Here is a 14,611-nt window from a genome sequence, read left to right as displayed (position 1 = left end):
ATCCGGTCACCTCGTTCCTGTGGTTGGTTTAAATCTTTTCAGCCGCAATGCATTGGTCAGCACAGAAACAGAGCTTAAGCTCATGGCTGCCGCCGCAAAAATGGGGTTAAGAAGGGGCCCGTTAAAGAGCAGATGCAAAAGCCCTGCAGCGATGGGGATCCCGATTACATTATAACCAAATGCCCAGAAAAGGTTTTGTTTGATATTGCGGATGGTCTGCTTGCTTAAATTAATTGCTGTAGGCACATCCATTAAATCAGAACGCATGAGAACGATGTCAGCGGATTCCATGGCTACGTCTGTACCGGAACCGATTGCAATGCCGATATCAGCCTGGGCCAGAGCAGGAGCATCATTGATCCCGTCACCGACCATAGCCACCTTGCGGCCCTCGGCCTGCAGTTTTCTCACCTCATCGGATTTATCCTGAGGAAGAACCTCGGACAGCACCCGGTCGATTCCCACCTCTTTTGCAATGGCCTCTGCGGTCCTCTTATTGTCTCCGGTGATCATAGCTACTTCTATGCCCATCTTATGGAGCTGTTCAATCGCTGCCCGGCTGGATTCCTTCACAACGTCAGCAACAGCTACAATACCGGCCAGATTGCCGTTAATGGCCACATACATAGGCGTTTTTCCTTCTCCTGCCAGCTGGTCAGACGCTTCTTCCATTCCTGTTAAGGAGATGTCCCGTTCAACCATCAGCTTCCGGTTTCCCGCAAGGATATCTTCCCCGTTGATTTTCGCTTCAATACCCCGTCCGGTGAGAGACTCAAAATTCTCCGCCGCCAATAAGGTAAGTCCTGCATCTTCCGCACCGTGGACAATTGCCTGGCCAAGGGGGTGCTCAGAGCCTTTTTCAGCAGAAGCCGTAAGCTGCAGCAGCAGCTCTTTAGAAAGCCCTTCTGCGGTCACAACATCGGTCACTGTTGGTTTTCCTTCGGTAATGGTTCCTGTTTTATCAAATACAATGGTGCTGATCTTATGGGCCGTTTCAAGAGCTTCTCCGCCCTTGATCAAAATGCCGTTTTCCGCACCCTTTCCTGTTCCCACCATGATGGCAGTGGGTGTTGCAAGACCCAGGGCACAGGGGCAGGCGATGACCAGAACTGAGATAAATATGGTAAGGGCAAACTTCAAGTCTCCGGCTGTGCCGATATACCAGGCAATACCGGAAAGAAGAGCGATCACACAAACTACGGGAACGAAATAGCCGGAAACAATATCAGCCATCTGTGCGATGGGTGCCTTTGACCCTTGCGCATCCTCCACCAGTTTGATGATCTGAGCCAGGGCGGTGTCACTGCCGATCTTCTCCGCTCTGAACCGGATGGTTCCTGTTGTATTTAAAGATGCGGCATAAACCTGATCTCCTTCTTTTTTATCCACCGGCATGCTTTCACCGGTAAGCATGGATTCATCAATGGCAGTGTGGCCGCCTAACACGGTCCCGTCTACGGGAATTTTTTCACCAGGCTTTACTAAAATCATATCACCGATTTCTACTTCGTCAATAGGAATTTCCTTTTCCACACCGTCTTCCACAATAATTGCAGTCTTAGGCGCAAGACCCATGAGCTTTTTAATAGCCTCACTGGTTCTGCCCTTTGAAACAGCCTCTAAGGATTTTCCCAGCAGGATCAGGGTGATGATGACTCCCGCCGTTTCAAAATACAGAGAATCCACTGCCATGAAATGACCTTCTGCAATCTGGAACATGTTGTAGATGCTGTAAAGAACAGCAGCCGTGGTTCCTACAGCGATCAGGGAATCCATGTTCGGACTTCTCTGGAACAGGGCTTTAAAACCAATGGTATAAAATTTATAACCAACGCCTATGACCGGAGCCACCAGCAAAAGCTCTACCATAGCATAGATTAAGGGGTACTCCATGGGAGCGATCCCTGCCGGGAAGGGCAGCTGAATGAACTTGATCATGGGTGCCATGGCAACGTAGAGAAGTGGCACGGAAAACACTGCTGACACAATGAACTTCGTCCAAAGAGTCTTGATCTCCCGCTGCTTGCGGGCCCGGTCCTCATCCGCTGCATCTGCCTTATTTGCCTCCAGGGCCTTATATCCTGCCTTTTCAATAGCTGCCCGTATGGCTGACATCCGGATCTTCTGGGGATCATAAGTAACCGTAGCTTTTTCCGTTGCAAAATTCACCGATGCGCTTACCACACCTTCCAGCTTTCCTACAGCCTTTTCCACACGCTGGGCACAGGCCGCGCAAGTCATTCCGCCGATGGGTATGGTTACATTGGCATTTTCTGATTTTTCAACCACCTCATACCCGATCTTTGACACGGCTGCCTTAATGGCGGAAAGCTCAAGAGCACTGCTGTCATATTCCACAAAAAGCTTTTCACTTGCCAGGTTTACAGTGGCCTGACTGATGCCGGAAAGCTTCCGTACTGTCTTTTCAATCCTCTGTGCACAGGCTGCACAGGTCATGCCTCTTATATTTAAAATTTGACTTTCCATTTGATTCACCTCACTATTTTTTTGCTGCCACTTCCTTAAGGCGTCCCCTCCGTCGTCGGCAATCACTGCTACTTTACTAATTTTTCCATGGTCTCCAAAAATATGCCATTCTGTTATCTTGAATTTTTCGAGCACTCATGTTATTATTATGGCAGTAATTGCGAAAATTGCAAGTATGCACTTTTTTGTTATATAGTACCCAAAATGATACTAAAGGAGGAACCTATCAATGAACCGAGACTGTACAAATTATCATTGCCCGGTGGATGCCACATTAGATATGATCGGAGGAAAGTACAAGGCCCTCATCTTATGGCACTTGATCAGCAATACCCTCCGGTTTGGAGAGTTGCGAAAGCTCATCCCCCAGGCCACGCCCAAAATGCTCACCCAGCAGCTGCGGGAACTGGAAGAAGATCATCTGATCACCCGTACCGTGTATCCGGTGGTGCCGCCAAAAGTGGAGTATGCCCTGTCTGATTTAGGAAACAGCATCCGCCCTATTCTGGAGGCCATGTATAACTGGGGAGCAGACTACTTAAGCCAGAATGGCATTACAGTATGCTGCTCCATGAAGTTTCCTTCTTAAGATTTTTAATAAGTAGACTTCCAGTTTGCAAATATCTCCTTGGATTCCTTGAGGAAATCATTAGAGATCGTGATGGACTCGTCTGTCACGGTCTTATCCTCGTCAAATATGGGCCAGGGATTGCAGCCTCCTGCTTCCACTTCCACCCGGCTCATAGGAAAGCGGTTCCCGCAGTTCTGGCAAACCAGAACATCTTTCTCCTGCTTATAGTATCCTCTTCCTGAGTCATAACATACCTGACAGGTGTTAAACGCCGTCCGGATGGTTCCATCCGGGGCCTTGACCGCAATGACCTCCATCTTGGTGCCGTCTACATCAACAGGATAAAATTGAGCCGTACTTGAAATATCTTTTACAGGAATCACAAGGGCTTCTCCGGTCCCTTCCTTTTGGCTGCTTTCTGCCGATGCCGGTGCCGGTTCTGTCTTCTCCACCTTTTCCTTTGGCCCGCAGGCGGTCAGAGCTGCGGCAGCTATCACAAACAACGCCAGCCTCATTGGAAACGGACTGGGTTTCCCTCCGTTTTTCTTATCATATCCATTCTGAAATTTCCGTAACATAAAATACCTCCTGAATTTAAACTCTGTTAATCCTTTTTATTTTTGTCTCCCATAAAGAACATTGCTATAATAATACCTAAAGCCGGAAGGATACAATGCCAGTGACTTAACAATAAACTCATGAATCAGATCTCCTTTCCTTTTTACCCGCAGCAGGAACCGCCTGCTCCCTGGAAGGTATCCTCGGGCCAGATCATGGTTTTAAAGCTGCTTATTTCTTTTTTAATCCCATCCATATCTATGTTATTTAAATCATCCACAACCTTGATATACCCATAAAAGGCATTGTCTCCTGTGGAAAAATCAAAGCTTCCCGCCGGTGTAAAATACAGGTTGTTTTCTCCCTTTTCAAGTGGAAGCTGGGTTGCAAAATCCGGAACAAGAAGCTCCGTTCCGTAGGTGGAATCAGAAGTACTGTCAATGATATTCCATTCCACATCCACCCCGGATTTCACCACTGCCGCTGCCGGCTTAAAGCCTTCATCCGTAAGCTCCATGGTGATCCTCTGAATGGTGTTTCCATACTCATCCGCAGCGTCTTCCGCTACAGCAATTTCATCTGTTGGAATCGTATAGCCGGCTGCCACCGGCTCTTCCGGTGCATATTGTTTTAATACGCCCTCTTCATCAGAGCCTGCACTGTTTCCTGTATCTCCTTCTTCCGTCACATAGATGGATCCGCGTATCATCCCCATCCAGCAGCTGTATGAGATCTTTCCTGTTTTTTCAGGGGTAAATTCAATAACATTCTCCCCGGTTTTAAAAGAATATTCAATGCCAAGATCCCGGATGATGATCCGGTTGTTGCATCCGTTTATGCTTCCCTTGGGTGCATCAATGATCCATTTTACCGGAATCCCTTTCTGGACACTGATATTTGGATATCTTCCCGGAGAAAGGGTGCTGTTTATGATCTGCACTCCGTCTTCTATTTTTGTATCAGCCTTTTTCTCCTGCTCTCCTGCAGCATAGGCGCTGCCTCCGCCGCTGGAGAATATATCCGGCGCCTGAAAGCCCGATAGGTTTAACCCCTGGGAAAACATGGACATGCCAAGCACCACCACCAGCACAGCCCCCACTGTCATGACCTTGCCTGTAAACTTTTTTCCAAGGGCAGAGGAAAGGGCACCAAGTCCGAACATAAGGGGTACGGTACCCAGGCTGAATAAGAACATGGACAGCGCGCCGGAAAAAGGATTTCCTGTAGACAGTGCATAAATCTGCATCGCCTGTAATGGTCCGCAGGGCATAAGGCCGTTTAACAGGCCTACGATCAGAGGGCTGTTGTTTTTTGATTTTTCCTTATCAATTTTTCTTGCAAAAATTTGGGGCATTCTTGGATTCAGCCTGCGAAGCCATGGGAAAATTCCCAGCATGTTTATGCCCATAATGACCATAAAGATACCGGCAAGCAGCTTTAAAACTCCCTGAAGGGTATTGGAGAACGTAACCACAGAGCCTAAGGCTCCTACCAGAAAGCCTACTGCAGTATAAGAAATCACCCGTCCCAGGTTATAAAGAAAAGTCGGCCTGAAGGTGGAAAAACGGCTTTTTTCCGGACCCCCTTCTCCGCTGTGGGGAATACACTGGGACAGGTTGATGCCGCCGCACATGGCCACACAATGAACAGATGTAACAAGGCCGATGACAAACAGCATTCCATAGCCCATCTTTTCATCTGCAAGCTGGCTGGGGACAAGCAGATTTAGAAGTCCGAACTGCTGGATCAGCATGTACAGGGAGACAATGATGAGCAGAATCCCTATGGCCCGGCTGGTATCCGGCCCCTTTTGTTCATGCTCTGTTAATACCTGGTAATCCAGACCTTCAATGATCCCTACAATACTTTTATACGAAATAATATCTGTATCAAAAGTAATGGCAGCAGTTCCGGTACTGTAGCTCACTTCCGCTTTTTCGATTCCAGCCGTGTTTCTCAGTTTTTTTTCAATTTTATTTTGACAGCTTATGCAGGTCATCCCGCCGATTCGTATCTTTTTGGTTCTTACAGCAGATCCCATCGTCTGTCCTCCTTTTTAATTTCTGAAACCAAGAATAACAGGGCAATTTGTAGAAGTTGTGTAGATAAGGTTTTTTTCACACAAAATCCACATATAATCCTCATGCATCTATTCACCGTTGAATGGAATGGCTAAAAAAGAAAAACACACATGCAAATACGAAAAAACACGTGTATATCGTTCTTTCAAATGATATACACGTGTTATTTATGTATTAAAATCACTGCGCCTGATTAAGCCTTATATCAAGACAGACATCTCCGATGGAAGTCGTCACGCAGCAGGCCGTATGGAATGCATATTCTCCGTTTTCATCAGGATCCCGAAGAACCGGAGGAAGGATATCACAGGTCAAATCCTCGCCTGCAAGCATGGTAAGGACATTTCCGCTGATAATGTTGGCTATTTCAGATACGGCAGAAGTAACAAAATCATCCACTGAATCAAATTCCATTCCGCTCATAATATTTACAATGCCAAGAGATGTCTCATGAGGGAGCCGGTAAACCACTTCCCCCTTAAGGTCTCCGATAAAGCCGATGGAAACATCCAATTCCTCTTCACATGCAAAGGAGTCCGCCGGGTGGTCGGAAACATCATTAAGCTCAAGCATCAGCTTAAATACATTCCTGGTTGCTTCTAAAAAAGGGCCGTAAAGGTCAGTCATTCTCAGCTACCCCCTTTGAAATTGCATAGGAGGCAATGCGCTGATCTTCCGCCGCCACATGGTTGATGAGCCAGGCCACAAGCCTGCCTGCAAACTTCTGCATCAGCTGCTCATCATAACCGCTGCGCTCATACTCTTCCGTTACCGCAAGAACATAATTCACCATATCCCTATGGATCTTCTTATGCTCTTCTCTGCCCGGATAACCGATTTTCTCCTGGTATGCTTCCTCATCACGGAAATGCTCTACAACATATGCATTCATAAATTCCAGGGTTTCATTCACCTTTCCTACTTTCTCATCCCAGGTAGCAGATGAGCGCAGCACTTTCATAAAAACCTCCACCCGCTGAAACAGTTCCATATGCTGTACATCAATCGATGGAACTCCCAGCTCATACTTGTCCTTCCAAAGCATTGGTTATCCTGCCTTTCTATAAGTATATACCGGCTTCATGAAGCCGGTATACCTTTTATCATTTGTATTTAGAATACAAAACCGGGATGTTCTCAGGCTTTGCTCCTGCCTGTATTATATAGCAATATTTGTATACCTGTCAAGAAAACCGCTGCTCAAATTGCACCAGGGATGTGATGAGTTCTTCGCATATCCGGTCCACACTTTTATGATCCGTTTCTATGATGATATCAGCCGCCTTTTCATAAAAATCCTTACGTTTTGCCATAAGCTCTTTTATGAATTCCACATTCATATTTCCATTTAAAATCGGACGCCCGCCATCACCCTTTACCCGTTCCAATATGGACTCAGGACTGGCGGTCAGAAGCACGATGCGGCTTCCTTTTTTGAGATTTTTCACATTTTCTTCCCGCATTACCGCACCGCCTCCGCAGGAAATAATGGTCTGGCGGCAGTTTTGCAGACTGAGGATCGCACTGCTTTCGCAGTTCCTGAAGTATTCCTCTCCGTATTGTGCAAAGATATCCTTAATAGGCATCTTCTGGTCTTCCACGATCATGGCATCCACATCCACCTCATTCATGGCCAGCACATCCTTTAAATATTTGGATACCGTACTTTTTCCTGTTCCCATAAACCCGATCAATGCGATGTTATGATCAATCAGGCTTTTGCTTTGTACACACTTGCTTTCCTCGCGGATCTGTTTAAATATCCTCAATAGTTCGGCACAGTAAGGATGTTCTCCGATCTCTGCAAGCAGACTGTCATGCCGGACAGCTTCCTCTTCCGGCAAAAAGATGGGCAGCCCGTGTTCCTTTTTGTATTCCATGATCTCCGCCGCGCAGCCAAGGCGCTGCATCAGAAGCTTTAAAAGCTCCGTATCACAGCGGTCCAAATCTTTTCTTACTTCATTCAGCTCTCTCATATTGTCTCTCCATATTTTGGCTCTTAATAAATCAAGGGGATATCTTTTGTTCCCTGCATTTTTTACATTATACAAAACATGGAGGCAGGCTGTAAAGCAATTCTTTCCGTTTCTTTTTATCAGCCCAAACGGGAGCCGGTAAAATTATAATCTTCCTTTAAAAGCCGGAACCTGCTCACTTCCTGTTGAAGCATCTGCGCCTGGGCAGCCAGTTCTTCGCTGGAAGAGGAGCTTTCTTCTGCGGTGGCAGCGTTATTCTGGACAACGGAAGACACCTGGGATAAACCCTGGTTGATCTGCTCTATTGCCTGCACCTGATAGAAAGAGGATTCTTCTATTTCCTTGATAGCCTTTTCTACAAGCACTGCCTTTTCTGCTACCTCCTGAAGTACTTTTGCGGTTTCATCTGCCAGCCGTTCCCCTTCTGCAACGCTTGTAACAGAACGTGTGATTAAATCAGCGGTCTGCTTTGCCGCTTCCGCAGATTTACCGGCAAGGCTCCTGACCTCATCAGCTACAACCGCAAAGCCTTTGCCGGCTTCTCCTGCGCGGGCGGATTCAACAGCAGCATTTAGGGCAAGAATGTTTGTCTGGAAGGCAATGTCTTCAATTACCTTTGTAATGCTTGATATCTTATCAGAAGCTGATCCGATTTCCTTCATTGCCATATTAAGCTTCCGCATGTATTCGTTGCTCTCATTCACTCCTGCTCCGGCCTGCCCAACATATTCTGCAGCCTTTTGCACATTTTCTGCATTTTGTTCCGTCTGCCCTGCCACACTGGAGACAGAGGCATTCAGTTCCTCAATCGTAGCCGCCTGCTCGGCTGTGCCGGAGGCTAAAGCCTGTGCTGCAGCGGAAACCTGTTCTGCTCCCGCATTGACCTGTTCAGAGGAAGAGCTTATCAATAAGAGGGTCTGGTTCAAATCCCTTCTGATCTTCTGCAGTGCAAGCCCAAGGATATCCTGCTCAGAACGTAGGGGCACTTCCCTGGTAAAATCGCCGTTGCTGATCCTGTCCGCAGCATCAACCTGCTTTCCAATGCTTTCGATCATTTTGGTGAAGGCATTTGCAAGCTGACCGATTTCATCCTTTGAATCAATATCACTAAGCGCTACATCCACATGGCCTAATGCAATCCGGTCGGCAGCATCCACTACCTGGCCGATCGGCCGGCTGATCATCTTTGAAATTTTTGACCCTAAAATTATGGCTACACCGGCTCCCAACACAATAAAAAGAACCAGAACAACAGTCAGCCACAATGCAGTCGCGTTATTGACTTCATTTGTCTCTCCGGCTTCAGCCATCCGAGTGTCTATGAGCATGTTGAAATTATCAAACATTTTCTGTATATTATTTGTTTCCTCATAGAGCGCGTCCCATGCGGCAGTTCCATCCCCGGCATTTGCCACTTCCAGGCACTTTTCTACTGCCGGTTTAAAAGCATTGTTAAACAGGGAAATTGTCTCGTCCAACAAGGCAAGAGAATCAGGGCTGGTAATGGTCTCCCGGTAAGACGCCGTGCTGGCAAGAAACCTCTCTGATCCAAGATCAAAGCTTTGCTCCAGCTCATCAAGCTTCTGGGCATCTCCGGCATAGATCACCATGGCTCTGGAATCCACCCGGAACTGATACAGGCTTTCAACCGCAGCCATCAGATCTTTCATTGGTGCTGTCTGTTCTTTATACAAGTAAGTATCCATTTGGCTGATCCTGGCCAGTCCGGCAATCCCTGCGCCTCCTACCAACAGCATAATAAGGGTCAGGCTCAAAAACCCTGTCAGCAATTTCCGTGAAATACTGAAATCTTTAAAGCTTTTCATTTTACTTCCTCCCAGTTCTCTTTTGTATTATTAAAAATCGGACAATCTGCTTCCCCTTCCCGGAGTGCGGCTCTATCCTTATTACATATAAAACCATCTTTAAACCAATTAAGCCATAATAACAATCTGTAAAAAGCAAAACTATATGTCTTTTTTTTCACAATAATCTCGTACACGTTTGTCCTCCTCGGCAATGCCATCTTCATTTCAGGGCCTAATAACCCTGTATAGGATAATGTATTGATCCTGAATAAAAAAAGTGCATGGAGAGGGCCGTTGATACCGTGGAGTGCAGAACAGATTCGCAGTATATTTGGTACTGCGGAAAAGGAGAAATAATGGGATATTTACGTGGTATTATAAGTCATTGACGGGAAGACTGACGGCTTTAAATTCCGACACAGTGATTTACAGCAATGCAGTCCCCTGCCCTTGGATTATAATCTTATTCCTGAAAAAGCTAAGAGGCGATTCATTTCTTTATTCCTCCAAGCCAATGAGAACACATATAGCTCCGTCAAATGACGATTTTGTTGACGGCTGATATATGAATTTTCAGAAAAATGTTTCTGATCTAGTAGGATAATTCATGAAAAACCGCTTTTTAATGTTGCAATTATTAGTTTACTTGATATTTGACAAATAATATTTTCTTGTTGTATAATGAATATTGTCGAAATATACATATAATTGTAAACGCAGTACCAAATATACTGCGTCATTTTATCTAATTTATTATACAAATAGAACAAATTTCTTATACTATACTTTACTATTTTAGTATAGTTTTTATGTATTCCAGAATCTGTCTGCCGTATCTGACCAAAGAACACACTCAAAAAACCGGCCAGGACTTTACAAGCCCCTGGCCGGACGGCTTTATATTCAGGTGATTTCTATTCCGATATCAGTCTCTTTTCTCCGGTGATCTCCTGGATCGGCTTGATATCCTGGGTCACCTCCAGAACGCCAAGATATTCTCCTTCATGGCTTCTTACCGCATAATAACGGATCAAAATATATTTTCCGGCCATTTGAATCCAAAAGTCTTCCTGGTCCTTACTGCCGGTTTTAAAATCTTCAACAATCTGTTCAACGATGTGGACACTTGCCGGCGGATGGCAGTTGGAGACATTTCTGCCGATAATGGCTTTTGTTCTTGGGAAGGTTCTCTCTTTTCCCTCTGAAAAATACTTTACCACGTCATCCTTATTTACAAAGGTAATGTCAAAGGGGAGCGCATTTAACATGGCCGTCAGCTCCTCCACCTCAAATTCTCCTGAAGGGAGTTTAATAAGGCCGGCCTCTTCTTTCTTCTCCGTCTTTTCTTTGTTCTTGTCCTCTGCGGCAGGATTCCACTGGGGCACACGGTCAATGATAAAGCCTATTTCCTTGCTTTCATCAGCAATTGTCTTCCATTCTTCCTGGGTCAGCTGCTCTAGAAGCATGGGGACCATGATATTTTCTTCTTTAAATATCATCTCAATGATCTTATCCAGCAATTTTTCTATTTTCTGCACCAGGGTTTCGTTAAGCTCCCCAGCCCTATGAAGCATCTCCGCGGTTTCTTTCACTTGCCCCCTGATTTCATCGTCCACTCCCCACATGACCTTTGGGGGTGCGGTGATTCCGTATTTTTCCATATACGGGAACAGCAGATTTTCCTTTTTTCCGTAATGAACGGATAAATCCTTTAACTGATTTACACCTTCTTTAACCTTTGAAAACGCCTCCTTGCCGCTCATCCTTGTCAGGGGCAAATAAGGACGGATTTCGTCTTCAACGATTTGAGCAATTTTTTCATTTTCTTTGACCAATACATTCAAGGGGTGTCCGGGAATCAAGGTTGGATCAGACGGGTGGTGGATTTCCTCAATGGAACCTTTAAAAACCGCAGCGTGAACATCACAAAGCTTCTGCACCTCTTCCACCGGCAGGCCTTCCGAAATAAGGGCGGTTTCAGCCGCAGAAATTTCAGAGGCAGACACGCCATGGAACGCCTCTTCAAACAGCTTCTTGACTTCTTCCACCGACTTTCCTTCATGTAGTTTTTTAATGATTTCCTTTATTGCATTTTGCCGCATTTCACGATTGTTAATATATTCACTCATAAAATTCCTCCTTATCAAACAGAAAACCTATTTGTCTTCTTCCTGCGGACTTTATCCTCTCCCATTTGAACAAAAAACGCCCCCGTCTGATTGTCATTTCCCTCAGAAGGAGGCGCTCTTCCTGATTATTCTACTGTTATAACCGAAACAGGACAGCCTTCCTGAGCTTCCACTGCTGTTTGCTCCGAAGATTCCGGCACTTCATCAACATATGCTTCTGCAGGTCCGTCATCCCCCATTCGGAACACCTCCGGACAGATTGATGCACACAATCCACATTCAATACAACCCTCTCTATCTACCGTTGCTTTCATATCAACAACTCCTTTCCCAAAGATATCTTTATTGTTGGTAATTTCTTCACAAATTATCCATTTCCAAAGATATGTTTTATTTTTTTCAGAATACCATTGCCATGGTTTTATGTCAGTTGTAATTACAACATTTTCCAATTTTTTGATAAAAGTTTACAAAATACATGATATGCTATTATAATTGTGGAAGTATAGAAAGAAATGTAACTCATTTTTTGATAACAGTAAAATCCAAAACAAAACGATTTTATATTAAATAAGGGGGTAAAAATGAATGAACATATGGAATGAGATGTATAACAGGGCTAAACAGGTTCAAAATCCAAGAACCATTTCTCCGTTTATTGATGCGGGCGGAGTTGCCGCTGCTATATTAACAGCAAATAACAATATTTTTGTCGGAGTTTGCATTGATACCAGTTCTTCCCTTGGAATGTGCGCGGAACGCAATGCAATTGCAAATATGATAACCCATGGGGAAAGTAAAATAACCAAAGTTCTTGCAATTATGCCTGACGGAAAAATCGGGCCCCCGTGCGGGGCCTGCAGAGAATTTATGATGCAGCTGGATAAGGACAGCAAAGACATTGACGTCCTGATGGATAAGGATACGTTAGAGACAGTGAAGCTTGGCGATTTATGTCCCAATTGGTGGACAGACAGCCGTTTCAGCCAGCTTTAATTCAATATGAATTATGCCCGGAAGCCGATAAAGCAGGAAGGCTGCGAACCAACTCCCGTCAGTTATGCAGCCTTCCCTTTTTATTGCGCCGGTATCCGGCTATTATGCATTCATGAATAATTCGATATCATCTTCTACCGTGCCGATTCCTGCAATTCCAAATGTTTCAACAAGAACTTTGGCAACATTTGGAGATAAGAATCCTGGTAATGTGGGTCCTAAATGAATGTTCTTCACTCCTAAGTAAAGCAGCGCAAGAAGCACGATAACTGCTTTCTGCTCATACCATGCGATGTTATAAGCGATAGGAAGCTTATTAACATCATCAAGGCCGAATACTTCTTTTAATTTCAGCGCGATCACTGCCAGGGAGTAGGAGTCATTACACTGTCCTGCATCCAGAACTCTTGGGATTCCGCCGATGTCGCCCAGCTCCAGCTTGTTGTATCTGTATTTTGCACAGCCTGCCGTAAGAATGATGGTATCCTTTGGAAGCTGCTTTGCAAATTCCGTATAGTACTCTCTGGATTTCATTCTGCCGTCGCAGCCTGCCATAACAAAGAACTTTTTAATAGCTCCTGATTTTACGGCATCAACTACTTTATCAGCAAGTGCCAGCACCTGATTGTGGGCAAAACCGCCTACAATGCTGCCTGTTTCGATCTCATCAGGAGAAGGAAGCTTCTTTGCCATTTCGATGATGGCAGAAAAATCTTTCTTTCCGTTTTCGTCTGCAGGAATATTAGGACAGCCCGGGAAGCCTGCCGCACCTGTTGTAAAAATTCTTTCTGCAACTTCCGGTGTTTTTGGAGGAACGATACAGTTTGTGGTAAACAGAATCGGTCCGTGAAAGGACTCAAATTCGCCAACCTGCATCCACCAGGAGTTTCCGTAGTTTCCTACAAAGTTGTCATATTTCTTAAATGCAGGATAATAATGGGCAGGAAGCATTTCTCCATGGGTGTAAACATCCACACCTGTCCCCTTTGTCTGCTCTAAAAGCTGCTCCATATCTGTTAAATCATGGCCGGAAATGAGAATGGCCGGATTCTTTCTGACGCCGATATTAACGGAAGTGATTTCCGGATTTCCGTAGCGGGAGGTATTGGCCTCATCAAGAAGAGCCATTCCCTTTACTCCGTATTCACCGGTCTTTAAAGTCAAAGCAACCAGATCATCAGCTGTAAGGCTGTCGTCAAGAGTTGCAGCAAGTCCTTCGTACATAAAGGAATAAATGGAAACATCCTCTTTCCCAATATTGAATGCATGCTCTGTGTAAGCGGCCAGACCCTTGATTCCGTAGATGATCAGTTCTCTTAAAGAACGGACATCTTCATTTTCCGTAGCAAGAACCCCAACTTTGGAAGCCTTGGAAAGCATGGATTCTCTGGAATCCACAGTAAATACTGCGGCATCCTGGTTTCCGTTGTAACCCGTATCTTTTGCAAGCTGGTCTCTTAAACCAAGAACCTTTACGATCTGCTTTTCAATTGCATCCGCATCAAAGTTAGCGTTTGTGATCGTAATAAAGAGGCTTGTCAGCACCTCATGATTGATTGTGTTGATCCCTGAAACATCGGTTTTTGTCTTTACAACAATTTCAGAAATACCCTTTACCGCATAAATGAGCAGATCCTGAAGCTTGGCGACCTCCTCATTCTTACCACAGACACCCTTAATGGTACAGCCTGTGTTTTTAGCTGTCTCCTGACACTGATAGCAAAACATGCTCATATTCCATTACCTCCTAATTGTATGTTTTCTATGCATAGCACCAATTTTTTAGTGCTCTTGCTTTCTTTATAGAGGATACCATTGCCAGGAGAACATGTCTGTTGTTATTACAACGAACTCAAACTTTTTTAATTATTTTTATCAAAATCAGGATTAACAGCAGAGCATTTTTATTCATAGGACGTAATTCTTTAGACAAGGGAATAATCCCGGTCCCCTTTACTGCCTGATTGGGTTAAACGAGACGAAAAAGGCTGTACCAGCAATTTGT

The 14,611-nt window shown here is 45.0% G+C and carries 13 protein-coding genes; 2 read left to right on the top strand and 11 right to left on the bottom strand.

Going from position 1 to position 14,611, the window contains the following annotated elements; all coding sequences use genetic code 11:
- Positions 1-6 precede the first annotated feature (6 nt).
- Positions 7-2,487 (bottom strand): heavy metal translocating P-type ATPase, encoded by a 2,481-nt coding sequence (locus tag K401_RS0119795; RefSeq protein WP_024294585.1) that lies wholly within the window; start codon positions 2,485-2,487, stop codon positions 7-9.
- 229 nt (positions 2,488-2,716) lie between these two features.
- Here K401_RS0119795 and K401_RS0119790 point away from each other — a divergent pair, with 229 nt between their 5' ends.
- A complete protein-coding gene (locus tag K401_RS0119790; protein ID WP_024294584.1) occupies positions 2,717-3,076 on the top strand; it encodes a winged helix-turn-helix transcriptional regulator in 360 nt (119 codons plus the stop codon).
- Between the two features lie 5 nt (positions 3,077-3,081).
- On the opposite strand, the gene K401_RS0119785 is transcribed toward K401_RS0119790, so the two are convergent.
- The 9 genes from K401_RS0119785 to K401_RS0119735 all read right to left on the bottom strand — a co-directional run bounded on the left by K401_RS0119785 (position 3,082) and on the right by K401_RS0119735 (position 11,924).
- Positions 3,082-3,636, bottom strand: a complete 555-nt coding sequence (locus tag K401_RS0119785) for a DUF2318 domain-containing protein (RefSeq protein ID WP_024294583.1) — start codon at positions 3,634-3,636, stop codon at positions 3,082-3,084.
- Between the two features lie 143 nt (positions 3,637-3,779).
- Entirely contained in the window at positions 3,780-5,657 is a 1,878-nt protein-coding gene (locus tag K401_RS0119775; protein WP_024294582.1) for an urease accessory protein UreH domain-containing protein, read from the bottom strand.
- A 220-nt stretch (positions 5,658-5,877) separates the two neighbouring features.
- Positions 5,878-6,324, bottom strand: a complete 447-nt coding sequence (locus K401_RS0119770; RefSeq protein ID WP_024294581.1) for a chemotaxis protein CheX — start codon at positions 6,322-6,324, stop codon at positions 5,878-5,880.
- Positions 6,317-6,742, bottom strand: coding sequence for a bacteriohemerythrin (locus K401_RS0119765; RefSeq protein ID WP_024294580.1), 426 nt, complete (start codon positions 6,740-6,742; stop codon positions 6,317-6,319). Before K401_RS0119765 ends, K401_RS0119770 begins: the two co-directional genes overlap by 8 nt.
- A gap of 139 nt (positions 6,743-6,881) precedes the next feature.
- On the bottom strand, positions 6,882-7,673 hold the full coding sequence (locus K401_RS0119760; protein ID WP_024294579.1) for a shikimate kinase: 792 nt from the start codon (positions 7,671-7,673) through the stop codon (positions 6,882-6,884).
- A 119-nt stretch (positions 7,674-7,792) separates the two neighbouring features.
- Positions 7,793-9,499: a methyl-accepting chemotaxis protein gene (locus K401_RS0119755; protein WP_024294578.1), complete on the bottom strand. Its 1,707-nt coding sequence runs from the start codon at positions 9,497-9,499 to the stop codon at positions 7,793-7,795.
- Positions 9,496-9,675: a hypothetical protein gene (locus K401_RS0119750; protein WP_024294577.1), complete on the bottom strand. Its 180-nt coding sequence runs from the start codon at positions 9,673-9,675 to the stop codon at positions 9,496-9,498. The genes K401_RS0119755 and K401_RS0119750 overlap by 4 nt, the downstream gene beginning before the upstream one ends.
- 720 nt (positions 9,676-10,395) lie before the next feature.
- A complete protein-coding gene (locus K401_RS0119745; protein WP_024294576.1) occupies positions 10,396-11,610 on the bottom strand; it encodes a DUF438 domain-containing protein in 1,215 nt (404 codons plus the stop codon).
- Positions 11,611-11,735: 125 nt separating this feature from the next.
- Positions 11,736-11,924: a ferredoxin gene (locus K401_RS0119735; protein WP_024294575.1), complete on the bottom strand. Its 189-nt coding sequence runs from the start codon at positions 11,922-11,924 to the stop codon at positions 11,736-11,738.
- A gap of 274 nt (positions 11,925-12,198) precedes the next feature.
- Here K401_RS0119735 and K401_RS0119730 point away from each other — a divergent pair, with 274 nt between their 5' ends.
- Positions 12,199-12,606 (top strand): cytidine deaminase family protein, encoded by a 408-nt coding sequence (locus K401_RS0119730; RefSeq protein ID WP_024294574.1) that lies wholly within the window; start codon positions 12,199-12,201, stop codon positions 12,604-12,606.
- A gap of 102 nt (positions 12,607-12,708) precedes the next feature.
- On the opposite strand, the gene hcp is transcribed toward K401_RS0119730, so the two are convergent.
- Positions 12,709-14,340 (bottom strand): hydroxylamine reductase, encoded by a 1,632-nt coding sequence (hcp, locus tag K401_RS0119725; protein ID WP_024294573.1) that lies wholly within the window; start codon positions 14,338-14,340, stop codon positions 12,709-12,711.
- Between the last annotated feature and the right edge of the window lie 271 nt (positions 14,341-14,611).

The sequence above is a fragment of the Lacrimispora indolis DSM 755 genome (assembly GCF_000526995.1).
Lineage (GTDB): Bacteria > Bacillota > Clostridia > Lachnospirales > Lachnospiraceae > Lacrimispora > Lacrimispora indolis.
This window is presented reverse-complemented; position numbering and strand designations above follow the sequence as displayed.